This is a genomic window from Paenibacillus sp. YAE3, assembly GCF_057546105.1.
The window spans coordinates 516,257-541,804 of record NZ_BAAIYF010000001.1; the positions used below are offsets into that span (position 1 = coordinate 516,257).

A 25,548-nucleotide genomic window follows, 5' to 3' on the forward strand; every position below is an offset into this window, starting at 1 on the left:
TAGAATCATCTACACCGGCCGTTTTTTCATTAAGAATCCCTACGAAAAAGCATCCCGATCGGGGACATCCTTTGCAGGCGCTTGCTTTTGACCGGCACGGGCCGCGGCCGCCGGCAGCCTCACGGTCATGCGCGTGCCTTCGCCAAGCGTACTGTCCACCGAAACGCTTCCGCCATGCATCTGCACGATTTTCTGAATAATGGACAGGCCCAGCCCGCTGCCTCCGCCGGAGCGGGTTCTTGATTTGTCCGCTTTGAAAAACCTTTCAAAAATATGCGCCTGGTCCTCGGCCGAGATGCCGATCCCCGTATCCTCGACGGAAACGACGGCCTCGCGCCCGTCCGTTTCCAGCGTGACATGGATCGAACCTCCCTCGGGCGTGAATTTGATGGCGTTATGCAGCAAATTCACCCACACCTGGCTCAGCAGGTCATTGTCGGCTTCGATGGTAACCGGCTTCAGATCGACCGACATCTCCAGGTTTTTGCCCTGCCACTGGGGTTCGCAGGCGAGAATGAGCGTCTGGAGCTGTTTGTCCAGCCTTAAGGGAGCCGCACGGAACGGATGTTTCTCCGAATCGAGCGACGCAAGCTTAAGCATGTTTTCGGACAAACGCGACAATCGTACGCTTTCCTGTTCGATGATGTTCAAATAATAGTTCCGCTGGTCCGGTGTTAATTGCTCTTCCCGAAGAACCCGCGCAAAGCCGGTGATCGAAGTGAGCGGGGACTGGATCTCATGGGACACATTCGAAATGAATTCCTGACGCATATGCTCCATTTTGTCTAGATCGGCGGCCATGTTGTTAATGCTCTGGACGACTTCTCCCCAACCTTTGTCACCGCCACCGCCAAAGTGCACAGGCAGGCTGACTTTAAAATCCCCTTTCGAAATCCGCTTCAGCGCATCGATGACCATCTGCCAATATTCCCGCTGCTTCCCTCTCCCGAATCTGGAAACAATCGAAATGATCGTTCCGAAAATAACAAATCCGAGCACCGAATTTACGAGCTGTCCGACGAGCGGCTGCATGTTCCATCTTAAGGAATGGGTAATATAGTATGCTCCAATCCAGCATATGGCAAGCGAGCACAAAATGAGCAGCATAAACAATACGATTCTGACGCGAAGCCAAAAGCTGAAAGCAGGGTCGTCCTTTTCTTGATACCATCTCTCTTCGCGCGCTTTCCGTTTCTTTTCCGCTTTTTCGAGCCGTGCTGCCGCGATTTCCTGCCGCTTCATCCGCCGCCAAGCCTTGTTCTGCTCGCGATCCCGCTCCAGCAGCTCGCGCCGCCGCTGCCTGCGCTCCCGGTTGCTCATGAGAGCACCTCCAGCCGATATCCGAGCCCGCGGATCGTCCGGATGCAAAATTGGTCCTGCTGATCCGCGAACCGTTCCCGCAGACGTTTGATATGCACGTCGACGGTTCGTTCGTCGCCTTCATAGTCGTATCCCCAAATCTGTTCGATGATCTGGTCGCGGGAAAACGTTTTGCCCGGATAGCTGCCCAGCAGGAACAACAGCTCGAATTCCTTCAGCGGCAGAGTCAGCGGATCGGACCCGACATAACATTCGTACGTTTTCCGGTTCAGGCGCAAGTCGCCGAACTGGATTTCCTGGGAAGCCGATATCCGGTACCGCTTCAGCAGGGCTTTGACCCGGACGATGAGCTCCAGCGGATCAAACGGTTTGACCAGATAATCGTCGGTCCCAAGCTCAAATCCTTTCACTTTTTGCGATGTTTCCCCTTTGGCCGTAAGCATGAGCAGCGGAATGTCGTAATCCCTGCTCAGCTCCCGGCACAGCTCCCAGCCGTCCATGCCCGGCATCATGATGTCGAGAATGACGAGATCGGCCTTGGCCGATTCCATCGCGCTGAGCGCCTCCAGACCGTTGGAGGCCTCCGTTACCGTAAAACCTTCATTTTTCAGCAGATGACTGACCAGCTCCCGGATATGGGGGTCGTCATCGACAACTAGGATATGGGCCATTGCAGCCTCCGCTCCTTTCTACTTGGAAACATAATCGTCCAAAATTTATGCGTTCACACCCATGTCTAAGTGCATTTTACCGATTTCGCTCCGATCTCGTAAACATCGGCGTCCCCGACAATCGTAACATCACGTCGTTTCCCTCTGCGCTTTCGGCATGATCATTTTGCCTGCCTTGCGAACGGTATCCAGTATAACCCCGTTTCATGAACTCAATATGAACTGGGCAAGAACCGAACATGAACCGGATGTCTCGTTTTTTCTTGGAGGGGGCGCCGGGAAAGATTTTATTTTAGTCAAACTTTATCTTGAATCGTTTCCAAATTATTGTATGATGGGTATTATTTGCGTCTGGGCCGTAACGTTCCAGGCGACCATCACATGCAATGCATACGGTTTTGTTTTCGGAATTGGGGGTTTTAAACATGCAACCTAAACGGCAATCCATGACATGGCTGCTCCGGTACCTTCGCCCGGTTGCGGGGCGCCTTGCGATCCTGCTGCTGCTTCTGCTGGCTTCGACCGGCGTGCAGCTCGTCAATCCGCAGATCGTGCAACGTTTTATCGATACGGCCGCCGACAACGGCATCGTGTCGAGCCTGCTTACGCTGGCCGGCATTTATCTCGTGCTCGCCGCCTTGAACCAGGTGCTGACAGTGGCCGTCAGCTACCTGGGCAACGACGTCTCCTGGCGCTCCACCAACCTGCTGCGCGGGGACTTGCTGAAGCATTGCCTCCGGCTCGACATGCGGTTTCACAATTTGAAAACGCCCGGGGAAATGATCGAGCGCATCGACGGGGACGTCACCCATATGTCGAACTTTTTTTCCATGTTTATCATCAAGGTCATCGGCAGCTTCGTGCTGCTCGCCGGCATTCTCGGCTTTATGTTTACGATCAATTGGCCGATTGCGGCGGTTATGACCCTCTTCACGCTCGCCTCCATCGGGGCCATGGTATTCGTCCGCGACATGGGCGTCAAATCGTCCAAGGACGAACGCGGGGCAAGCGCGGCCCTGTTCGGCTTTATCGAGGAGCGGATCGCAGGGATCGAAGACGTGCAGGCCAACGGGAACGTGCCGTACGTCATGAACCGGTTTTACCGCGCGATGCGCAATGTTTTTCTGAAGGGCCGCAAAGCGTGGATGCTGCGCGTCGTTCCCTGGAACACGACGGTGGTGCTGTTTGCCCTTGCCGTGACGGTGGTCCTGCTGCTGGGCGTGCATTATTATTTGATCGGAAACATCTCCCTCGGCACGCTGTTCCTGATTTACCAATACACGCAAATGCTGAATGATCCGATCGAGCAGCTCGGCGATCAGGTGCAGGAGTTCCAGAAGGCCAAGTCGGGCATGATGCGCTCCCAGGAGCTGCTGGAAAGCCGCAGCGAAATCGTGGAGGGCGGCAAGACCGCGCTGCCGGAAGGCGCCCTCGGCCTCGAATTCGAGCATGTCCATTTCAGCTACAGCCCGGATAAGCCGGTGCTGCATGACATTACGTTTGCGGTGCGCCCCGGCGAACGCTTAGGGATCATCGGCCGCACCGGCAGCGGCAAGTCCAGCCTGAGCCGCGTCCTGCTTCGACTGTACAACATCGGCAGCGGCACGATCCGGGTCGGAGGCGTGGACATCCGGGACTTGAGCCTCTCGGCGCTGTACCGCCGCGTCGGGATGGTGACGCAGGACGTCCAGCTCTTCGACGGCACGCTGCGCGACAACCTGACGCTGTTTGACGGCAGCATCTCCGACGGCTACATTCTCGAAACGACGGAACGCCTCGGGCTGAAGCAGTGGATCGATTCGCAGCCGGAAGGCCTCGACACGCATCTGAAGGCGGGAGGTTCATCCCTGTCGGCCGGAGAAGCGCAGTTGTTCGCGCTGACGCGGGTATTCCTGACCCAGCCGAGCCTCGTCATTCTGGATGAACCGTCCTCGCGCCTCGACGCGGCAACCGAAGCGATGCTGCAAACCGCGGTGGACCAGCTCATGAAGAACTGCACGGGCATCGTGATCGCGCACCGGCTCTCCACGCTGGAGCAGGTGGATCACATAATGGTGCTGGGGGATGGGCGCATCCTTGAATTCGGCGAGAGGGAAAAACTCGCCCAAGATCCCGCCTCGCATTACGCCCAGCTCCTGATTACGGGCCGAGAGGAGGATTTGGCATGACCGTAACCCGCTTTATCCAACGTTTGTTTACCTATAATATTTCGCTTTTTATCGTCAACGGGCTGCTTTGGGGATTATTTCATTCCATCCCGCTATTCATCGGGCTCGGCATGCAATGGTTTTTCGACCGGGCGACCAGCCAGTCCCATAACTATCTGTGGCTTGCCGTCCCGCTCATTTTCATCGCGCTCGTGAGAGTCTCGCGGGTAGGCGTCTTTTTCTGGGCGTTCTGGAAATGGGTAACTTACATTTACGACGTCCAGGCGATTTTGCGCACCAATATGCTGAAAGGCATTATGCGCTGGCCCGGGCGCAACCTCCCGGCATCTCCGGGGGAAGCGGTCAGCCGGTTCCGGGAGGACGTCGACGAAGTGGTCGAATACGTCGAATCCTGGGTCGATTTTTGGGGCAGGCTGGCTTTTGCGGTCATCTCCCTGGTCATCATGGCCCGGATCAACTGGCAGATTACGCTCGTTGCCCTCCTTCCTCTGCTTGCGGTGACGCTGCTGAACAACCTGTCGGGCAATCGGGCGAGACGTTACGGCCAAATGAACCGGGAAGCCACCGGGCGCATTACCAGTTTTATTGCGGAATCCTTCGGGGCGGTGCAAGCGCTGAAGCTGGGGCAGGCGGAAGAACACGTTCACCGTCGCTTCGTTCAGCTGAACGAATCCCGCCGGCAGGCGGCGCTGAAGGATAATTTGTTCAAGGAATGGATGCGCTCGCTGAACCAGCACGTGCTCAGCATTTGCACCGGCATCATTCTGCTGATGTGCGCATCGGCGATGAAGGCCGGACGGTTTACCGTCGGCGACTTTGCGCTTTTCACCTCCTATTTGACGAACATTGCATTCAGCATCTCGCTGTTCGGGTTCATGGTATTCCAGCATAAACGGTTAAAAGTGTCGCTCGATCGGATGAGCGTGTTGTTCCGTCCGGGCGAACAGGAGCGGATCATGGAATTCAGCGAAACCTATCTTTACGAGGAACCGCCCGAGCTGCCGGCGATACGCAAAAACCCGCAAGAACGGCTGCAAAAGCTGGAAGTCAAAGGGTTATCCTATACGTACCCAGGTTCGGAAAACGGCATCCGCGACATCAGCTTCTCGCTGGAACGCGGAAAATTCGTGGTCGTTACCGGCCGCATCGGTTCGGGCAAATCCACGCTCGTGCGCGCGTTGCTCGGCCTGCTGCCCGCATCGGAAGGCTCCGTGCTTTGGAACGGCACAAAAATCGACCCGGCGAAGTTCCTCATCCCGCCGAAAGCAGCTTATACGCCTCAGGTGCCGCGGCTGTTCAGCGACACGCTTCGCGAAAACATCATCCAGGGCAGCCCGGGCGGCGAGGATCGCCTCGCGCGGGCGGTACGGCTGGCGGTGATGGAAAAGGATATCGGCGACCTGGAAAAAGGCCTTGATACGTTCGTCGGTCCGCGCGGCGTCATGCTCTCCGGCGGCCAGATCCAACGGGCGGCCACCGCGCGGATGATGATGACGGACTCCGACCTGCTTATCTTCGACGACCTGTCGAGCGCGCTTGACGTCGAAACCGAAAAACAGCTGTGGGGGCGGCTCTTCGAGGAACAAGACGCGACTTGCATCGCCGTCTCCCACCGCAAAGCGGCGCTGGCCGAAGCCGATCACATCATCGTCATGAAGGACGGACGCATCGAAGCGGAAGGCACCTTGACCGAGCTTCTTGCGACCTGCTCCGAGATGCAGCTGCTGTGGCAGGGCGAGGCCTCGGAAACCGAGGAAGCCGACGAAAGCCTGGTAAAGGCGACATAAAACATAAAAAGCCGGGAAAGTCCTGCAGACCTTCCCGGCACCCAAAGACTCCGACCGGAGTCTTTTTATTTTGTTGCGGATCGTTCTTGGTTAAATCGCCTTAAATGACAGAGCTCAGCTTGGCATAGGACAACGTCTTTTTGATGTAACTCGAATCGCTGTAATATTTGGCTCCCGACTCGAAGTTGATGTACAGATTGCCCTTGATGATCGCCAGATCCTCGGACATGTTCGGGATTTTCATCGTTTTCTTCAGCTTGGGGGAAGCCGCCTTCGTGTAAATGCGAAGGTATCCCGGATTGTTCCGGCCGTACGAGGTCGAAAAAATCAAATGGCTGCCGGTAACGGCAACGCCCTGCACCTTGGCCGGCGTTTTATAGGTCGCGATCGGACTCGACGACGGATTCTCCGAACCGTTCAGGTTGTACCGGTACAGGGAGGAGCTGTTTTTCTCGTCGAATTTGCCGACGTACAGGTCTCCGTCCGCAACGGTCGCGTAGGAGGATGCCTTGAGCTTAAAGCCTTTGTTCAGTTTCAGATGGCTGTTGTTTTTGGCAGCGGCGAGATCGCTCAGCTTGTAGCGGAGCATGTTGTATTTCGTATCCGAAGACTTCGCGGAGGAAGCGATCCACAGATACGTTTTGGATACGCCCATGCCTCCGACGTGGCCGCTGTGGTAAATGCCTCCCGACTTTTTCTCGTCGGCGAGATACACGTTTTTGACGAATTTTCCGGTTGTGGCGTCCACGACGGCGATCAGGCTGTCTTTTACGGCACTGCTGTTTTTCTTATGGTAATAATACGAGATCAGGATCCAGTTTTTGGCCGGATAATAGGTCAACCCTTGCGGCACGTAATTCGTATCGAGATTCGGGATCTTCGGTCCCTTCTTGAACACCTTGTGATACGCCGGGAACGGGTCCGAAGCGGCGGATGCCTGGCCGGGATTTGCGCCAAACAGCGACGCGCCGGCAATCAACACGGCGCACACGATCGTCGTAAGCTTGCGAAGCAGCGACATAAACTGCACCTCCTGCATTTCATAATGGCTAAAACGATATTTATTCCATCCGCGGGAGAATGATGCTTCCGCGAAAGGCGGGGCGGAAATCCCCTCTTTATCATAAGCCGCGATGCCCGATTGCAGAAGGGAACCCGTCCCTATTTTCGGCGAGCCATAGTCCCATTTCGTAGCGGCGGATTTTATAGGCAAAGGGTCGTATCTTTTCCGGGAACCAGCCGGAATGCCCGAGACTTTAGCCCGGGTCGCGGCCGGCTTACGAAACGTCAGGGGCACCGCGCCCATGACCTTCAAAATCTCCCCGGACTCCAAGCTACCGGCTCCCTTGCCCTGCTTCCTTCCACCGCGCCAGCAGCTCGGACCGGGCCGTTGCCGCCACGTCGAACCGGTAGCTGGTAAGCAGCTCCTCGGATTTGACGCCGGCCAGCAGCGGATTGGGCTGGATGCCGGGGATGACGGGCAGGGAGTACGCCGCGTTCATGTATGCCGTTTGCGCGCTTTTGGAAAGCACGAAATCGGCCAGCTTTTTCGCCGCGGCTTTGTTGTCCCCGTTTTTCAGGATCGATACCGCCCCGACCTCCCATCCCGCCTGGGGCGGAATGGCGGTACGGATCGCGTAACCGGAGCTGACGAAGCGCAGCTGGTCGCCCAAAAAGCTGACGCCGGCCGCGACGTCCCCGACCGCCAAACGCTGCGCCGAAGAGATGCCCGAAAAGGTGGTCGTGGAGCTTTGCGACTTTAGCGCATGCATCAGCTTCAGCGCCTCGTCCGTCCCCAGCTGCTGCGCCAGCGAAGCGAGAAGCGTATAGCCGGTGCCGGACGTTTCCGGATCGGGGATTTCGATTTTCCCCTTCAGCTCCGGACGGAGCAAATCCTCATAACGCTCGGGGTAAGGAAGCCGCGCAAGCTTCGGATCCGCCTTCCACGCCTGCTCATTGACGCCGATGGCCAGCGCCCCCATGTACATGCCGGTCCAATATCCCTCCTTGTCTTTGTAGGCGGCCGGGATTTTGTCGCTCATCCGGGGCGAATACCGTAGCAGTTTGCCGCTGCTTTTCAACTGCTCATGCAAATCCGCCGGTCCCCCAAGCACCACGTCGATCCCCGTTTTGTTCATCGTCAGCAGATGATAGCTGGCTTCCCCGCTGGACATCCGGATCACCTCGTAAGCCTGGCCCGTTTCTTTTTTGAATTTTTCGAGCAGCATCCGGCCTTCGTCCTCCTGGAAAATGACGTACACCTTCAGGGGCGGCTTCGCGGTTTTCCCCGGGTAGCCCTTATACATCCATCCCGCTGCCAAAACAAGAATGGCGGCCAGAACCAAAAACATGCTCCCTTTTTTCATCCCCACAACTCCCCCTCATGCCCTTAGCTCCTGAAACAACTTGAAACGCCAAAAAGGAAAACAACATTGTTTTCCTTTTTTATCCATAACAAGGTCGAAACGAATCGAACTCTACATGGAGTTCAAACTAAGCTTGATCCCCATCGTCAGGAATGATATGAATTTTGTCGGCCGCCGCCCCAAAAGCAACTTCGCCGTCGTAAGTCGTTTGCCCGACGTCGTAGGCATCGACGATCCACTCTTTTCCTTCATCATCCAAAATGAAATACCGCTCCTTTTCGCCGAGGAACATGGACGATTTCACCTTACCTTTCATCTGAAACGCATACCCTTCAGGCGGGTTCAGGCGCAAAGATTCCGGCCGGATGCTGAGGATCACGCGCTGATTCGCGGCCCACGATTCGTCCGTTTTCAAGACTGCCCGGCGCCCTTGGCCGTAAGCGACGGCAGCTTGATCCCCTTCCTGGCGTTCGACGACCGCTTCGATGAAGTTCGTCGTGCCGATAAAATCCGCGACGTACCGGGTGCGCGGCTTATAGTAGATTTCATGCGGCGTGCCGTATTGATCGATTTTCCCCTTGTTGAACACGACGATATAATCGGACATCGACAACGCCTCCAGCTGGTCATGCGTCACGTAAATGACGGTCAGGCCCAGCTCCTGCTGGATGTTGCGCAGCTCGACGCGAACCTCCTCGCGCAGTTTGGCATCGAGGTTGCTGAGCGGCTCGTCGAGCAGGATGATCGGCGAATTCATGACCAGCGCCCGCGCCATTGCCACGCGCTGCTGCTGGCCGCCCGACATTTCATGCGGATAACGTTGCTCCAGACCCGTCAGCTTCACCTGAGCCAAAGCCGCCTGCACCCGCTGCTGCACCTCCGCCTCCGGGCGTTTCTGCATGTCCAGCCCATACGCCACGTTGTCGAAAACCGTCATATGCGGGAACAGGGCGTATTCCTGGAACACCATCGGCGTTCCCCTTTTGTATGGCGGCAGGTCGTTCACCATTTTGCCGTCGATCCATATTTCCCCTTGGTCGACCGTGTAAAACCCGGCGATCGAACGCAGCAGCGTCGTTTTGCCGCAGCCGCTCGGGCCGAGAAAGGTGATGAATTTGCCGCGTTCGATTTGCAGATTGATATGTTTAAGGACGTGATTTTGCCCGAATACCTTGTTGACGTCTTTCAAATCCAGCAGTACCTGTGATTCCACTTTTGTCCACTCCCTGTTTTTCCAGTTTTGCCGCGGGGCTCATGCAGCTTAGAAATCGAATATTTTCACCTTCGAGCGGAAAATGAGCTTGATGATGCCCAGCGTGCCGAGCGTGGCGCCCATGAGGCCGACGGCAACGGCTGCCGCCCAATAGTAGGTTCCCGTCTCCGCGTAATTGAAGATCGACACGGCCGCAACCACCCATTTGGGGGTAATCAGGAAAATGATCGTGCTGAGCGTGTTCATGTTTTTCATGAAGGCGTACACGAAATTGGCGACGATCGTTTTTTGCAGCATCGGGAACACGATCGTCGTCAGCGTCTTGCGGCTGTTCGCCCCGAGGTTGGTCGCCGCCTCCTCGATCGATTTGTCCACCTGCTTGAAGGAAGCGGTCAACCCGCGGTAGCCGACGGGCATTTGCTTCAGCAGCATCGCCATGACGATCAGCACGGCAGAGCCCTGCAGCACGACCGGGCCTTTGCTGAAGGTAACGATGAGGGCCAGGCCGACAAACGTGCCCGGCAGCGCAATCGGCAGCACCGCGCTGAAATCGAGCAGCTTTTTGCCGGGAAACGGCTTGCGGACGACGATATACGCCAGGACCAGCGCAAACGCTACCGCCAAGATGGCGCTCACCAGCGATAACACCAAGCTGTTCATGACCGCCGGGCTGGAGGAACTGAACACGACCTTCATCAAATGATCCAGCGTAAACGTGTTGTCGCGCCCGAAGTTTTTCGTGAAGGCAAACAACACCGTAATGGCGAACATCGAAATGATGAAAACCGAAATCAAAGCGTTAAAAATGAACAGCAGCACGTCGGTGCTCCGGGAGGTCGTAATCCGTTTCAGCCCGGAAACCGGCTTGCCCGTCACCGTCGAATAGGAACCCTTGGACAGCACTTTGTTCTGCAGCCAAAACACGAGCAGCGCCGGAATGACGAGAATGATCCCCATTACCGAAGCCAGGCCCGGCTCATTGTTGATGATTTCCCCGTAAATCTCGACCGCAAGCAGCGAATAGTTGCCGCCGATCAGCTTCGGATTCCCGAAGTCGGCAAAGCAGTTGATCGCCACCAGCAAAAAAGCGTTGATGACGCCCGGCAGCGCCAGCTTGAACGTAATCGTCCGGAACAGCCGGAACCCTCTGGCGCCCAGGTTTTGGGCGGCGATTTCGAGATTCGGCGAGATGGAACGCAGCACGCCCGTAATCGTCATGTAAGCCAGCGGGAAATAGGAGATCGTCTGCACGATCCACAGCCCCGGCAGGCCGTACAAATCAAGCTCGATATGAAATACAGAATTCATCCACTGCGATATCATGCCGCCGCGGCCGAACAGCAGCAGAAACGCCAGGCCGCTCATGACCGACGGGGCCAGCAGCGGGATAAACGCGATGATGCGGAAAAACTTTTTGCCCGCGATGTTGCTGTAGTGGATCGCATAAGCGTACACGAAACCGATGACCGTCGCCGTCACCGCGGACAACGAGGAGCTGACGACCGTATTGAGCAGCGCCCGGCCGTAGCGGGGTTTGCTGAAAAACGTGCCCCAATTGTCAAAACCCGAGGTGAACACGACGACGATCAGCGGATAAATGACGAACAGAATCAACACGATAAAGCTGGTCAACACCAAAACCAGGGAGGACGGATCTTTCAGAAGCCGGCTCAGCGACTCCCGGGTGCCTTTTTTCTCTTTCATGGGGTAGGGCTCCCACCTTTCTTCTGTCTATCCATGAAGGGGCAGCGCATCACCCGTGATGGGTGCCGCATGCCCCCGGCGGCTGTCCGATTATCTCAAGCTTTTTAAGGCACTCTGCAGATCTTTGCGCTGCTCGGCCGCTTTCCAAAGATCGTATGCCGTATTGTACTTGGTCGTTTTGATGTCGATGCCGCCCTGCGGAATAGGCACGGAAGGTTTCACGGATACGGCGTAGGCCGACTTGGTGTACAGCTCGCCCGGCTCGTTCGTGAGCATGAAGTCCATCAGCTTTTTCGCGGCTTTCGTATTCGGTCCGCCCTTCACGATCGACAGGCCGCCTACCTCGTATCCGGCTGCTTCCGGCACGATGCTGTGGATCGGATTGCCCTGGTTTTTGATTTTCAGCTGGTCGCCAAGGAAGGTGATGCCGATGGTGTACTCTCCTTTGGCGGCCTTTTGGATCGGCTCGATCCCGGATTTAGGTCTTTCCTTCAGGTTCGGCAGAAGCTCCTTCATGTAGTTCAGCATTTCGTCTTCTCCCCATACCTGGGCCAGCGATGCGACCGCCGTGTACGCCGTGCCGGAAGTGGCAGGGTCGGACATGCCGATTTCGCCTTTGAATTTCGGATCAAGCAGATCCTTGAACGTTTCCGGATACGGATCGCTGCCGTATTTCTCTTTCCAGCGTTCCTCGTTGATGCCGATCGCGACGGGATTCAGGTAAAATCCGGTCCAGTAGCCGTCTTTGTCCTTCATGTTGTCCGGCACGTCGGATGCGTTCGGCGAAACGTAAGCCTCCAGCGCTCCGGCTTTTCTCAGCACCTCATGCGAATCGGCAGGTCCGCCCATCAGGAAGTCCGCCTGCGGATTCAGCATTTCGTTCTGCACGCGGGAGACGGCCTCGCCGCTCGGCAGGCGCAAAATGTCGTAATCGATGCCCGTTTCTTCCTTGAACTTATCCAAAATCTTTCGCGCTTCTTCCTCCTGGAAGATGGAGTATACGGTAATTTTCTCTTTGCTTTTGCCGCCGAACACCCCTGCTTTGTATAAGAAAAATCCCCCGACCAAAACGACGATCGCCAACATCACGATAATAAGCGAGCTGTTGCTTTTCCTTCTGGAAGCCATGCTTCAAACCATCCCTTCACTTATGTTCCTGAGGCAACGTTTAGTTTGAAATAGGCTCTTTGGTTCGTCTCGTCCAGCAAATCGTACACCACCATGTAAGCGCCGTTAAACCGGTCGATGTGCAGCCAATGCTTTTTCCCCTGTTCGGAAGCCTGCAGCGAGATAACAAAATGCCGGTCCGGCTGCCTCGATAGCTCCTCGAAACGGCTGAAGTCGATCACCCGGGCGGCAGTGCGGATTTGCACCGTCAGCGCCGAGCGCTCCGCCTTGGACAGCGGCGTCATGACGCCGCTCTTCAGCGCGTACACTTCGTTTCCGGAATTTTCGACCGCCGCGCCGATCAATGACGACGTAAACACCTTGTCGATCAGCGTGCTTTGCAGCTTGCGGATGTTTGCGCTTACATTTAACGAATTGACGGATACGTCCCCGAATCGGAATGCGCTCGTCTGCACCTGAAACGGGACATCCTCCTGATCCAAATACGCGATGCTGCCGCTGAGCAGCAGGCGCGCATTTTTGACGGAGCGTTCCTCGCGGCCGGCCGTCAGCAAAGCCGAAAACGCCGACTTCAGGGCAAGCAGCTCCTTCGGATCGTCCAGAACGACTTGGCCGAGACCCGGATAGTTCAGATCGATCCGCATCGGGATGCCTGCAAACCGGTCCGATTGGTCCTGCTGGGGCGGAATCGTCCGGACTACATCCAGCGGAATCCGGAAGGTATAGGAGCAAATGCCGATCAGAACGCAGCCGATAACGGCCTGGACGAGAATGAGGCGAAACCATGAAAGCCCTTTCTTTCCCTCTGGCATTCACTTTAACCTCCTTTTTTCTTAAAAAAATTGAAACTTTGTATCAGTTTTGTAACAACCCGATGCCGGGCATCTCTTTGCTGAAACCAAGCTGCACTTCCGTCCCCTTGCCCGGGCGGCTTTTCAGCGTCAATTCCCCGCCCTGGAGCTCCATCAGCTGTTTGCAGAGCGGCAAACCGAGGCCGTGCGAATCCCTGGAAATGACGCGGCCCATTTTTTCCTGCGGCGGAAGGAACAAGGCGGCTTGATCCTGCTCGGATATCCCTTTGCCGTTATCGATGATGCTGACGTACCCGCGGCCTCCCTGCTCTTTCAGCTCGATATGCAGATGTTTGCATTCGCTGTGCCGGATGGCGTTGTCGATCAGGTTGAACAGCACCTGCTGCGTCCGTTTCGGGTCCAGGAACACCTCGAAATGCGAACCCTTCACCGTCGTCGAAATCATCGATTTTTCCAGCGTCGGCTTCAAAATGCGGAGACTGTCCGCGATCAAGGCCCCGAGGTCCGCTTTCTCCGGCCGGATGCGCCATGCCTCGTCGCCCTTCAGCGACGTTTGCAGGAGCTCCTCCACCATGTTCAGCAGCTTCGTGCTTTCTTTGCGGATGTACTGGTTGCATTCCTGAATATCCTCCATCCGCTGCATTTTGGAGATGAGCTCGGAGAACCCGATCACCGAAGTCAGCGGCGTTTTGAATTCATGCGTAATGTTGTCGTAAAAAGCCTTCTGCTTCCCCTGCTCGTAATGCAGCAGCTCGATGTGATGCTGAAGCGCATGCGACATCTCATTAAAGCTTTTGGCCAAGTCGCCGACCTCGTCGCGGGTTTTTGCTTCGATTTTGCTGCTGAAATCTCCGACCGAAACGCGCCTTAACGCCCGCTGCAGCGCATACAGAGGTTTCATCAAAAACGAAGCGAAGGAATAGCTTGCAAGCAAAGACAGCGCCAGGCATCCGGCGGCCGCGCCGATAAACCAGATGCGCATCTGCCGGAGCGTCTCCGCGTTCGGGCTTAAATCGAGCAAATAACGAAAACCGCCCACGATTTTTCCCTCATACCAAAACGGAGCGGAATAAATGAGCGTCCGCATGCCTTCCTTTTCCGTGATGACCGTCGCGTTTTGCCCCTGAAGTGCTGCCGCGATGTCGCCCCGTTTAAGCAGGTTGTCCTTGTCGCTGCTGCTCCCGACGATCGTTTCGTCCGGTGCAAACAGCTGCACCTGAAAATTGCTGTTGGCGGCCAGGTGGGAAGCGATAAACGGCGCGTAGGTGCCGGAAAACAGCTGGTCCATCCTTATTTTTTTGTCGCTGACGATTTTAAGCGCCTCGATGCGGTGCAGGGCAAAATACTGGCTCAAGGTTTGCGTATCGCGTTCGATCATGCTTTTGTTCAGCGTGTAATTGACGACGAAATACATCGCCGCCAGCAGCATTACGATCGTGACGGCGTGTTGCAGAAACATTTTATTGCGCAGCCCCATCCCTATACCTCCAGCTTGTAGCCTGTACCGTGGACGGTTGCCACCAGGTGGTCATGCGGCTTCATTTTTTCCCTGAGGCGGTTCACCATCATGTCGACGGAACGGGTATGGCCGTAATATTCGTAACCCCAAACCTGGTCAAGCAATTCCTCCCGCGTAAAAACCTTTTTCGGATTCGTGCACAGCAGCCACAGGAAGTCGAACTCCTTGCTCGTCGTTTTCAGCGGCTTGCCCGCGATCCGGCAGGACCGCTCCCTCCGGTCGATTTCGATGGAGCCGATCGCGACCGTCTCGGACGGGGGCTGCGAGGCCCGCATTCGGCGCATGACGGCTTTGATCCGCTCCACCAGCTCCCGGGTTTCGAACGGTTTCGTCAAATAATCGTCGGCCCCGAGCTGGAACCCAAGGATTTTATCGTTCATTTCGTTTTTGGCCGTCAGCACGATGACGGGAATGTTACGGTATTGACGCTGCAGCTGCTGGAGCAATTCAAAACCCGAACGGTCCGGCAGCATCAAATCGAGCAAAACAAGATCCGTTTGTCCTTCCGCAAGAATGTCCAAGCCTTCGGCGACGCTGCCGGCAACGGACGGCCGGTACCCCTCCACCTCCAGGCTGAGCTTCAGCAGCATCTGGATGCTGGCATCGTCTTCGATAATCAAAATATTCACCTTCGTGCACCTCCCCCATCCATATGGGAACTTCGCGTATCGCGTATTTCGACATCAGATGACTTATTTACGTTCAACTTAGCTTAAATCGAGCAAGATGTAAATCGGGGTTTTTTGGACTACAAACAAACATGGTTAGGAATCCACTTTCGACGCTGGCACGCAATGCAGGATTATCCGTCTGCGGACGAATATCCCGTCGCGGAACACGGAAAATGACCTGAAAACGGATCAGCGCCCCGATAAAAGGAATGTTTGTCTACTTGCCGAATTATTTATATGATAGGGATACCATATTTTTCAAATGAGGGAGTTTATCTTATGTACGGAATTATGGCTGTTTCCGGCCTGTCCTTCCTGCTGGTGGCGGCGCTGACGCCGCTGTTGATCTGGACGCTGCGCAGACTGCGGCTGACGCAGCCGATTCGCGCCGAGCTTCCGGCGGATCATCAGGCCAAACGGGGCACGCCGCTGATGGCGGGGCTCATCCTGCTCATCGGGGTAGCGACTTCGCTGCAGTTCCACCCCGTGCCGCTGATGCTGCTGCTGTGCGCGACGTTTTTGCTGTTCAGCTCGGTCGGCTTCCTGGACGACTTCAAAAAAGCCTTCTGGCAGGACCCTTCCGGCATCTCCGGCCGCACGAAGCTGGTGCTTCAATTTCTTTTTACCGGGGCGATCCTGTACCTGCTTCTCCGCTTCTTCGGCCTCACGAGCGACATCGCTTTATTTCAAGGGTACGAGCTGCACCTGCCGGTATTCGTGTATGTGGCGGTCATCCTGCTGTTTGTGGTCGGCTCCGCGAATGCCATCAATTTTACGGACGGGCTGGATGGCCTGCTCATCAACGTGTCCGTTCCGACGTATTTTTTCTTTTTCATGATTTCGGACAAACCTGAAGTGCAGACCTTTTCGCTCGTCATGATCGGCTGCCTGCTCGGACTTTTCCTTTACAACATTTATCCGGCAAGGGCGTTCATGGGCGATACGGGGTCGATGGCGATCGGCGGTTCCCTTTCCGTGCTGGCCGTGATCGAGAAGGTCGAGATTTTGATCCCGATGTTGTTTATCATCTATTTGGCGGAGCAGCTGTCGGTCATTTTGCAGGTGTGGTACTATAAACGCACGAAGCTGCGGCTGTTCCGGATGACCCCGATCCACTTCCATTTCAGGCTAAAATACGGATGGAGCGAAAACAAAATCGTGATGATTTTTGGTTTCGTTTCGTGGATGTCGGTGCTGATCTGCTGGTTGATCTGGAAATATCTCATGCATTAAACCGGCTTATTTTCGGATTCAAAACATGACAAAGACCCGATCCGCTGTGAAATACAAGCGAATCGGGTCTTTTTATGCAGACTACCGGCTTCAACCGGTCTTTCCCTTAATACGTCCACCAGTTGCCGGACATCACGATCATCGAAAACAGCTTGATGCTGTCTTCATAGTAGCCTTCGTTCGAGCTGCCGGCCGTTTTGGACCATATGGAGTTCAGCCAGCTTTGGTTGGCCGAGGACGTCATGGCGCTGACGCCGAACGGAGCGTAAAACGCGCCGCTGTTGTAGGAGCCGACGACGCTGCCGCTGAGCTTGTAGCCGTCTTTGATGCTGCCGGGGTTGCCGTTTACTTTGTTTTTGATCCAGGCGTTCATTTGGTTCAGCTGATTAAGCGCGCGGTTATCCCCGGAGATCAGGTAGTCGGTCGTAATCCGCCATGGCGTGCGGCAGGAATTGTATTCGTAGTTCCCGTCATTGGCGCCTTCCAGAAAATCGGCCGGAGCAGGCTTGTACACCCCGCCCGACAACACCACGAAATCCGGGAGCAGGCCCGTCGACGAGCTGTAGTTGTTGTAAATCGAGTTGATGATCGTGTAGGTTTTGTCGATGACGTTGTTCCATCTCGAATCCCCGGTTGCGGCCTGGAAAGCCTTCATATGGTTCAGCATGAAGTCCGAAGGGCGCGTCGCGTCTTTATATTTGCTGTCCGTCGCCCAATCGCCGAGACGCAACGTCCATTGGGTCTGGTTCACGTCGCTTTCCATGATGGCGCCAATGATATTTTTGGCCGCTTGGAGATAGTTGATGCTGCCGCTGCTTCCCCACTGCTTGTCCGCGAGGAGCAGCGAATAAGCGATATCCATGTCGCCGTCGGTGGCTGAATCTGCGCCTTCGATGTTCTGGAAGCTGCTGTTTTGTTTCCACGCCATCAGGTACGGATTGTTGTCGCTTGGATGTTCCTTGTAATATTTATAAAGTCCGTCAAAATAGGTCTGCGCGTTGCTGTCGTACCCGGCCATCAGAACGGTTGCCAGCATGCCGTAGCCATGGGCTTCGGACACCGTATCGCCGTTCGACTGGTATTTCACGTAATATTTTCCGGTGCCGGCCGGCTTCAAATAAGCCGCCTTCCAGCTGTTCCATTTCGACTGGACCGCGCTGTCCATCGCGCTTTGCGTGACGTTGCTCGGTTTGATCGTACCGGATGTATATGTCGTATGCTGCGGAAACGGCTTGTTAGGAGATGCGAAAGCGAAACTTGCGGGAATCAAGAGAAAAGCGAGACAACTCATCATAACAGCTTTGCCGCGAAGCGAAAACTTTCTGTTTTTTCTCATTTTCCTTACTCTCCTTTAAAGTCGATTTTTGGATCCGTGACATAACCTTTATGCCGGATGACATTAGGCAGCATCTTGTTGGAAAGTAATAACGGTTAAATCAAAAAAGCCTCTGCAAACACCTCCTTTAAATTAAAGCGCTTTAATTTTAGCGCCTATATCCATTTTAGATGCCATGCTAATATTTGTAAATAGTTCCAGAAAAGATTGCATCGAAAGTCCTGATTCGACATGTTTTTCTTTTTTTTCCTGAAGATAGAAGCAACTAATCGATGATCTCAACCGCCCAAACGTATAACTTGAAAATATGAAAATCGTCTATCGACGTGCTTTCACGGAAGACATACAGCGTTTAAAGGTAGTTTTTCATGCAATATCAGGAAGCAATGGCTCTGTAGTTTATATAAAAAAACCCGGGGCTAACGCCCCGGTCCTCTGCCCTCATACGAAAAAACGCCTCTGCATCCACCGTCGCTGTTCACATCCCCAACGGATTCTGCCCTCTGGAAAAAAATTTTGATGCTTTGTTACTCCGCCAATACGTTTTGAATGCTGAACCGCAATGGCTCATATCCGGCGATAACGCCTGAAGTTCCCCAGGCAAACGGCTTGCCGTCCACGTCCGACACGCTTCCCCCCGCTTCTTCGATCAGCAGGGCACCGGCCATCCAGTCGTAGATTTCGCGCCCGTATTCCCAGTAAGCATCCATCCGGCCGCAGGCGACGTACGCCATTTGGAGCGCAACGGAACCCAGCATGCGCACGGCCGTCGATTCGGGGAGCAGCTTGCCGAGGCTCCAGGAGGTACAGCGGACGTTTTCCGGTTCGACGTCGACTTTGTTCGGCGGTGCCGTCAGCAGCAGCGCATCCTTCAGGTTCGTTTTCCGCGCCACCCCGATCCGTTTTCCGTTCAGAAAGGCCCCCTGACCCCGAAGAGCATGAAAAAACTCATCCTGGTTCGCATCATATACCGCGGCAAAGACGGGAACGCCATCTTCGATCAAGCACAAAGAGGTCGACCAGAACGCAAACCCTTGGTGCAGATGCACCGCGCCGTCGATCGGATCGAGCACCCAATAGCCCCCGCCGAATTCGGGAGCGGCCTGTTTGCCGGCATCCAGCTCGGCTCCCGACCAGCGCACGCCGGGGTAACGGGACTCCAAAGCCTTTCGAATCTCCCGTTCGGCCCAGCCGTTGGCATCGTTGAAACGTTCGATCAGAAGCTCCCGGGTTTGCGGCGGCTGTTCGCGGTTATATTTTTGCAAAAGCAGCTGCCCGGTGCGGGTTAAAACGTCCCGAATTTCATCGACTTTCACTTGGATCATACAAAATGCATCTCCTTCGATATTTTAATAGTATTTATAAATACTACTATAAAATCCGCAAAAAAGGCGGAGCCAGCCCTAGGTGAGCAGCTCCCGGTAAGAGGCAATGATCTTTTCATAATCCTTGCCGTAGTTCTCCGCCAATGCAGCGCCAAAATCCCGTTCGATCCGCTCGCCGACCAGATCATGGTAAAATCCGTTTTTCAAAAGCTCGATGATCGACGGATGGTCCGTCTCCAGCGCGGACAATTTGACGGTTTTGCCAAAGCTTCCGATCAATGCGGCCTTGCCGTCGGCTAAAACGGAAAATTTCCTGGATATATGCCCTTCCCAGTCCGCACTCCTTAGGTGGGTGATGACTTCCTTCAGCGGCGTATGAACCTTGCCGATCGTCATGACGATGACGCGAACGCCCCGCCCTTCGGCATCCAGCAGCGCTTCTTCCATCGCTTGAAAATCTTCGGACCATACATCGACGATAATGCTGCGCTCGCTGTTGGCGATCACCCGATCCATCGCCTGCCGCAGCGCTTGCTCTCCTTTCCAGGAATAAAAGGACGCCGCTTTTTTCGGAGGCGCATCCAGCTCCTGCAGCAGCAGCCTGGAGGTTTGGTCGAAACGCGTTTTCATCGTGCGGATCAGCTCCGCGATCGGAACGGCATCGTACAAAACGGGTTCGGCCTCAATCGTGCGGCACACCCCTTTGTCCGTAAGCGCGCGCAAAGCAGCATAAACGTTGGTTCGGGATACGGATACCCTTTTTGCCACTTCATACCCCGAAATCTCCGGCTCTTCCAGCAGGGCAAGGTAAATTCTCGCCTCCAAATCGGACAAGCCGATGCTTCGCAATTCCTCGATCATGGACTCACCCCCTTTTCAAATTTCATAGTATTATTTATAAATACTACTCATAGAGCCATCACATGTCAACCCGAGAAAAAAGAACAACCCGGACCGGAAAGCCGGCAGCGGGCTGTTCTTCCTATATAAAGGATTTGGCCGCCGGCGTTAACCTCAGTTGACGCGGCTGCATCAAATACGCGCCTTCGATCCATTCGGCATGCAGCTCGATCCGATATTCGCCCGCATCCGGAAAATGAAGGATGCCGGCTTCGAATTCGCGGAATTCATATGGACCTCCGGTCGGCTCGACCTTTTGACGAAGCGTTTGACCGGGAGCGGAAGCCTCCAAGCGGTAGGAACCTCCCCCGTCCCCGCCGCATCCGTAAACCAGGCTTGCCGTAAACGTGCAGGGACCTGAAGTGCGTATGTTCCAGAACGCAAAATCCCCAGGGTCGGACCAATCGAGCAGGTTGTCGCGGTTCTTTTTGCCTGTGTCGTAGCGCAGCGCGGCGCCGGAAATTTCGCTTTCAAAAACCCCCAGCTCGTACATCGGCGGCGACCCCGGGCCATCCATCAGCAACCGGACGGGGTTTCCTTGGACTGCTTCGGCGCATAAGACCGCCAGCACGACCGGTTTTCCGTCCGGAATCTGCAGCCCATCGTCCAGGAATACGACAATATCCTGTGCGCCCTGCCGCCGGAACGCCAAATCCTCCCCGCCTGCCAGGGGATAGATCCGCTCGACCCGACTTAGCAGCCCCGGCACCACCAGCTGTCCGTCCGCAGGCCGGTCGTATATGTGCAGGTACAGCGTACGGCCTTTTAACGTACATCTTCCCCAAGACGGTTTGGCGGTCGGCGACGCTCCCGCGCCGTAAATGCTTTCCCCGTTCGCCTGCAGCCACTCGCCGACCTCCAGCAGGATCGATTCGGAGACGGGATCCCACTCGCCCGTGGCCGTCGGCCCGACGTTGATGACGAGGTTGCCGTTTTTGCTGACCACGTCGATGATCTGGCGAATGATCGCATCCGGCCGCTTCCAGTTGGCATCCGATTTTTTATAGCCCCAGGAGTCGTTCAGCGTGATGATATTTTCCCAGTCCCTGCGGACGGCCCGGGTTTCAAGCTGGTTGTCGGAGGTGTTGGCGTAATCCCCGAGCGGGCTTTTCCAGACGCGGCTGTTCACCAGACAGTCCTGCTGCAGGGCGTGAACGGTGGTCAGAAACGCTTCCCCCTGCTCCCGGGTCAGCTTGCCCCCGCAGTCGAACCACATCAGCCCCACTTTGCCGTATTCGGTCAGCAGCTCGCGCACCTGCGGCAGCGATTTGCGGCGGAGGTAGCGGTCGAACCGGGAACGTTTGTCTTCATCGTGAATCCAGCTCTCCACCTCGTCGTAGGTGCCGATATTGCCGGGATAATCCCAGGTGTTGCCCTGCGAGTCCGGGTCATGCCAATCCATGGCGTGCGAATAATAAATGCCGAATACCAGCCCTTCCTCGCGGCACGCTTCCGCCAATTCCTTCAACGGGTCCCGCCCGAACGGCGTATGCCGCACGATGGAGTAGTCGGATATTTTCGAGTCGTACATCGCAAATCCGTCATGATGTTTGGCGGTAAAAATAATATATTTCAGCCCGGCCCGCTTGGCGGTCCGCACCCATCTGCCGGCATCGAAGGCGGTGGGGTTGAAACGCTCGGCCATTTCCTCGTAAGCCTGCACCGGGATGCGGGCGCGCAGCATAATATGCTCGCTGTAAGAGGCTTTGACTTCCTCCCCGTTCCACTCGCCGGCCGGAAGCGCGTAAGGCCCCCAGTGAATGAACAGGCCGAGCCTTGCTTCGCGCCACCAGGCGATCCTTCGCTCATGGGCTTCGTCCCCGGCCTCCGGACCGTCGTTTACGGCCTGCAGAGGATCATCCAGCAGATTTTCCCCGCGGACGGCCGATGAATGCTCGCGTCCCGTTAGGTCGATGTCCGTCTGATGCCCCTTCCGATTCCCCATGCTTCTCCCGATCCCCTTTCCTTGTCCCGTGTCCTGTTCAATAGCCTATTTCGGACATCCGTTACCAAAAACCGAGCTTGGAACCGCGCAGCCTCGAGACGGCTTCCACGAAGAAGTAGTCTCCGTAAATAAGCGGCGTATCGATATGCACCCCGCCCGGCAGATTGGAGGTGCCCGACAAAATCAACCCTTCCTCGTCCTCCCGGTCCCACGCGCCGTATTGCTCATCCAGGGCACGGACAAGCCTTCCGGCGGCGTCCAAATACGTTTGGCCTTCCCCTGCGGGAACATGGGCCGCAAGCTCGATCAGCCCGCAGGCGGCGCAGGCGCCGGCCGAGGTGTCGCGCGGCGTGTCGTCGTTCCGGGGCGCCCGGAAGTCCCAATGAGGCACGTAATCCTCCGGCAGATGGGCCAAAAAGAAATGCGCGGCCCGCTTGGCGGCGGTCAAAAACGCTTCGTTTCCGGTATATTTATAGGAAAGCGCCATCCCGTACAACGTCCAGGCGCTGCCCCTCGCCCAGGCCGAATCCTCCGCATAACCCTGCCCGGCATCCGCGCCCAACAGTTCCCCGGTTTCGGCGTCAAAGCGCAAAATGTGATAGCTCGATCCGTCCGAGCGCATGAAATGCTCAAGGACCGTTTCCGCATGCGCGGCGGCGATATGCCGGAAGCGCGGGTCGTTCGTCGTTTCCGAAGCCCAATACAAAAGCGGCAGGTTCATCATCGTATCGATGATCGACCAGCCGGCACGGTTGATGTTCTCCCCATCATGCCAAGCCCGGATATACCGTCCCTTCAGGTTAAAACGGCTCGCCAGCTGCGATGCCGCCATCAGCCCCCGCTGCCGGGAGCGTTCATTGCCCGTGATGCGGTAGTTGGCCACGGCGGAAAGCAGCCAAATAAACCCCGAATCATGGTGCACCGCCAGCGCATGCAGCGGTTCATCGAGCCGTTCTTCGCACCGCTCCGCGATGTCCCTGAATTCGGGTTGTCCGCCGTCTGCGGACAGCTGCCATAAAATGCCCGGCCAGAAGCCGGCCGTCCACCAGGACACGCGCATATCGTCGTATACGCCGTTCACGGAGGCATGCGGGCAGCTGACGCCGATGCGGCGGCTGGTCCGCCCGATTTTGTGGCGAATCCGGTCCCACGCGCCGTCCGCCCAAACTTGGACGGAAGCAGGGATCTCTGCCGGTTGCAGCGGTTTGGCGTCGGCTTGTTGTAAAATCTGTTCACTCATTGCATATTCCTCCTCTATTCGCAGGTTCAGATGCTTCCGGCGGCAAGCTGGTCTGCCCGAAACGCCAGCCCGCGACGCGGTATCGGCTTCCCGCTCCTCCCGGTTCCACGGTGCCGGAAAAGCTCCCGTCCGCGGTTTTGGCCACCGTCACTTTACGCCAGCATCCGCCGGTCTGTTCGTAATCAAAGGTTTCTCCGTCATCGTCATACAGCAGGCTTTCGCCCGGTGCGGATCCAAAATGGACCAGCTCGATCGAAATGTCTCCTTCGGGCACATGGCTTAGGGCAGGTATCATCGGAATGACGGCACCCTCGCGAACGAAAAGCGGGAGGCGTTCCAGCGGGCACTCCACGCGGATGACGCGCCCCCCCTCGCGGCGCACGCCGGTTTCGGCTTCATACCAGACGCCCTCCGGCAGCAGCACATCCCTTCCGGTTTCGCCCGCAAACATCGGCGCGACTAGCAGATCGCGCCCGATGCAAAACTGGTCATCCCATTCGCGCCCAAGCCGGGTTCCGTAGGCTCCCTCCGAAGTATCAAGCACATCGAAGGCCTGGACCGGTCTTCCAGGGGAGGCGCCGTTCAAGGCTGCAGCGTCCGGATTTTCTCCGGCGGCGGATGCGGCGCGCTGCTTCGTGCGCTTTGCTTCGTCCAGCACGAGCGGCATGGCCGGAAACGGAGGCGTCCCGTTCGCCTCGTATTCGGCGAATACGGTATACAAATAAGGCAGCAGGCGCATCCGCAAACGGATATAATGGCGGATCGCCGCCTCCGCTGCGGGATCGCTCCACGGCTTCACGCCGTCCCCCCAGGCGTTCAGCATCGCCAGCGGCGAGAAGCATACCGTCTGCATCCGCCGCACCCAGTCTTCGGTGCTTTCGGTCCGGCGCACCTCCGGGCTCCAAAGCAGCCCGCAAAACGATGCATTGCACAGCGCCCTTACAAATTGCCTGTGGTCGTACAAATCCGAGTACAGCACGTACGGAAGCGGCGACGCGCCCGCGTTGGAGGCACGGACCAGCCCGTAAGTCCGCTGGTTTTTCCGGCGATAGAGGCCGCTTGTGATGTCCTGCAGCAGCAACCCGTACAGCTGCCGCATTTGCTCCCCGTCATGTCCGGACGGAAAGGCCGCATGCGCCGGGAACATCCATGAATTGCGCGTCAGCTCGCTGCCGTCGCATTCGTCCAGCTTGTAGCCGGCTATGCCGAGGCTGACATGCTCCCGCTCATGCTGGGCGGCATACAGCTCCCTCGCCTTCTCCAGCGCAAAGTCGGGGGCGAGGCCGCCCCATACGGAGTAATCGCCGGACAGCGCCTGCATCTCGCCGTACAATTCCGACCGCGGCGATATGTAGGGATGCTCCCACAGATTGAGCCGGAACCCGGCCTGCCGCATGCGGGAAACGAATCCGGCCGGATCGGGGAAACGTTCCGCATCCCATTCATAGGTGCAAGGATAGCTCGCCGAATGCCAGCCCGGCTCCAGCCCGATGACGTCGCAAGGAATGTCCCTTGCGCGGAACTCCATCGCCTCCTGCTCGACCTCTTCATCCCGGTACAGCGTCGGGACGCGGTGCCAGAAGCCCAGCCCCCAGCGCGGGGGCAAAACTCCCCCGCCGCAGAACAGGTTGTAGCGGCGCACCGCATCCATCATGCCGGGACCGGCAAACAGGTATACCGCCGCCCCTTCCGGCGGAAGCCGGATTTCCAGTCGGTCCGACGCCGGCGTCGCTTTCCAGCCGCGGTCCGTGTTGCGGTCGCGGGCCATTGCCGCGGCGCCTTCATGCTGCCGCAGCGTCGACCCGCAGTACATCGTGACGGCCCGCGCGGTATCCACCAGCACGCCGTACCCGCGCCCGCTCACCAGAAAAGGGACGGGCGCATGCGTCTCCCCCGTATCCTGCCGGGGATCGCTGTTTACCCGCAGGTACCGGGTTCGGCCGCGCTGATTCATCCGCATGAACTGCAGGCCGGCGCCGTACATCTCCTCGCTTTGGTCGAGCGGAAACGACAGCAGGCTCCCGCCTGTTTTCAGCTCGGTGAATGCGATTTCCTCCCATTTTAGCGGAAGCGGAATATCCGGCATTCCGGCCAACGCTTTCGTTTTCGGCTTCCGGTTCATGCAGGTGAGCGGCGTCAGCCCCTCCGGGCTGCCGAGGGTCGTCTTCCATACGCCCGGCGCCGCTTGAATCCAATCCGTATGCAGCATA

Annotated in this window: 19 protein-coding genes; 3 read left to right on the plus strand and 16 right to left on the minus strand. The window is 56.6% G+C overall.

Features of this window, described 5'->3' with window-relative positions:
• Window positions 1-39: 39 nt before the first annotated feature.
• Window positions 40-1,320, minus strand: a complete 1,281-nt coding sequence (locus tag AC27KL_RS02285; protein WP_487168661.1) for a sensor histidine kinase — start codon at window positions 1,318-1,320, stop codon at window positions 40-42.
• Complete coding sequence (locus AC27KL_RS02290) at window positions 1,317-1,991, minus strand: response regulator transcription factor (RefSeq protein ID WP_339323050.1); 675 nt, start codon at window positions 1,989-1,991, stop codon at window positions 1,317-1,319. The genes AC27KL_RS02285 and AC27KL_RS02290 overlap by 4 nt, the downstream gene beginning before the upstream one ends.
• Window positions 1,992-2,416: 425 nt before the next feature.
• Between AC27KL_RS02290 and AC27KL_RS02295 the strand changes: the two genes are divergently transcribed.
• Both AC27KL_RS02295 and AC27KL_RS02300 read left to right on the plus strand, forming a co-directional pair.
• Complete coding sequence (locus AC27KL_RS02295) at window positions 2,417-4,159, plus strand: ABC transporter ATP-binding protein (RefSeq protein ID WP_339323049.1); 1,743 nt, start codon at window positions 2,417-2,419, stop codon at window positions 4,157-4,159.
• Window positions 4,156-5,946: an ABC transporter ATP-binding protein gene (locus AC27KL_RS02300; protein ID WP_487168662.1), complete on the plus strand. Its 1,791-nt coding sequence runs from the start codon at window positions 4,156-4,158 to the stop codon at window positions 5,944-5,946. The genes AC27KL_RS02295 and AC27KL_RS02300 overlap by 4 nt, the downstream gene beginning before the upstream one ends.
• A 100-nt stretch (window positions 5,947-6,046) precedes the next feature.
• Here the strand turns inward: AC27KL_RS02300 and AC27KL_RS02305 are convergent, their stop codons facing one another.
• The 8 genes from AC27KL_RS02305 to AC27KL_RS02340 form a co-directional block, all read right to left on the minus strand.
• Window positions 6,047-7,279 (minus strand): hypothetical protein, encoded by a 1,233-nt coding sequence (locus tag AC27KL_RS02305; protein WP_487168663.1) that lies wholly within the window; start codon window positions 7,277-7,279, stop codon window positions 6,047-6,049.
• Between the two features lies 1 nt (window position 7,280).
• Window positions 7,281-8,312, minus strand: coding sequence for an extracellular solute-binding protein (locus AC27KL_RS02310; protein WP_052146953.1), 1,032 nt, complete (start codon window positions 8,310-8,312; stop codon window positions 7,281-7,283).
• A 127-nt stretch (window positions 8,313-8,439) separates the two neighbouring features.
• A complete protein-coding gene (locus AC27KL_RS02315) occupies window positions 8,440-9,525 on the minus strand; it encodes an ABC transporter ATP-binding protein (protein WP_487168664.1) in 1,086 nt (361 codons plus the stop codon).
• 48 nt (window positions 9,526-9,573) lie between these two features.
• Window positions 9,574-11,229, minus strand: a complete 1,656-nt coding sequence (locus AC27KL_RS02320) for an ABC transporter permease (RefSeq protein WP_036709476.1) — start codon at window positions 11,227-11,229, stop codon at window positions 9,574-9,576.
• A gap of 90 nt (window positions 11,230-11,319) precedes the next feature.
• Entirely contained in the window at window positions 11,320-12,357 is a 1,038-nt protein-coding gene (locus AC27KL_RS02325; protein WP_052146951.1) for an ABC transporter substrate-binding protein, read from the minus strand.
• Between the two features lie 20 nt (window positions 12,358-12,377).
• Window positions 12,378-13,169: a DUF3919 family protein gene (locus AC27KL_RS02330; RefSeq protein WP_212949489.1), complete on the minus strand. Its 792-nt coding sequence runs from the start codon at window positions 13,167-13,169 to the stop codon at window positions 12,378-12,380.
• 43 nt (window positions 13,170-13,212) lie between these two features.
• Entirely contained in the window at window positions 13,213-14,646 is a 1,434-nt protein-coding gene (locus AC27KL_RS02335) for a HAMP domain-containing sensor histidine kinase (RefSeq protein ID WP_487168665.1), read from the minus strand.
• Between the two features lie 2 nt (window positions 14,647-14,648).
• Window positions 14,649-15,317: a response regulator transcription factor gene (locus AC27KL_RS02340; protein WP_487168666.1), complete on the minus strand. Its 669-nt coding sequence runs from the start codon at window positions 15,315-15,317 to the stop codon at window positions 14,649-14,651.
• Window positions 15,318-15,638: 321 nt separating this feature from the next.
• On the opposite strand from AC27KL_RS02340, the gene AC27KL_RS02345 reads away from it, so the two are divergent.
• Entirely contained in the window at window positions 15,639-16,592 is a 954-nt protein-coding gene (locus AC27KL_RS02345) for a phospho-N-acetylmuramoyl-pentapeptide-transferase (protein WP_487168667.1), read from the plus strand.
• A 106-nt stretch (window positions 16,593-16,698) separates the two neighbouring features.
• Here the strand turns inward: AC27KL_RS02345 and AC27KL_RS02350 are convergent, their stop codons facing one another.
• The 6 genes from AC27KL_RS02350 to AC27KL_RS02375 all read right to left on the minus strand — a co-directional run bounded on the left by AC27KL_RS02350 (window position 16,699) and on the right by AC27KL_RS02375 (window position 25,547).
• A complete protein-coding gene (locus AC27KL_RS02350) occupies window positions 16,699-17,928 on the minus strand; it encodes a family 8 glycosyl hydrolase (protein WP_487168668.1) in 1,230 nt (409 codons plus the stop codon).
• 527 nt (window positions 17,929-18,455) lie between these two features.
• Window positions 18,456-19,253, minus strand: coding sequence for an inositol monophosphatase family protein (locus AC27KL_RS02355; RefSeq protein ID WP_487168669.1), 798 nt, complete (start codon window positions 19,251-19,253; stop codon window positions 18,456-18,458).
• Window positions 19,254-19,331: 78 nt separating this feature from the next.
• Window positions 19,332-20,114 carry a TrmB family transcriptional regulator gene (locus tag AC27KL_RS02360; protein ID WP_487168670.1) on the minus strand — a complete coding sequence of 261 codons (783 nt, stop codon included), beginning with the start codon at window positions 20,112-20,114 and terminating at the stop codon, window positions 19,332-19,334.
• A gap of 121 nt (window positions 20,115-20,235) precedes the next feature.
• A complete protein-coding gene (locus AC27KL_RS02365) occupies window positions 20,236-22,098 on the minus strand; it encodes an alpha-L-fucosidase (RefSeq protein WP_487168671.1) in 1,863 nt (620 codons plus the stop codon).
• 61 nt (window positions 22,099-22,159) lie between these two features.
• Window positions 22,160-23,338 carry a glycoside hydrolase family 88 protein gene (locus AC27KL_RS02370; protein WP_487168672.1) on the minus strand — a complete coding sequence of 393 codons (1,179 nt, stop codon included), beginning with the start codon at window positions 23,336-23,338 and terminating at the stop codon, window positions 22,160-22,162.
• Window positions 23,331-25,547 carry a glycoside hydrolase family 31 protein gene (locus AC27KL_RS02375; protein WP_487168673.1) on the minus strand — a complete coding sequence of 739 codons (2,217 nt, stop codon included), beginning with the start codon at window positions 25,545-25,547 and terminating at the stop codon, window positions 23,331-23,333. Before AC27KL_RS02375 ends, AC27KL_RS02370 begins: the two co-directional genes overlap by 8 nt.
• Window position 25,548: the final 1 nt, after the last annotated feature.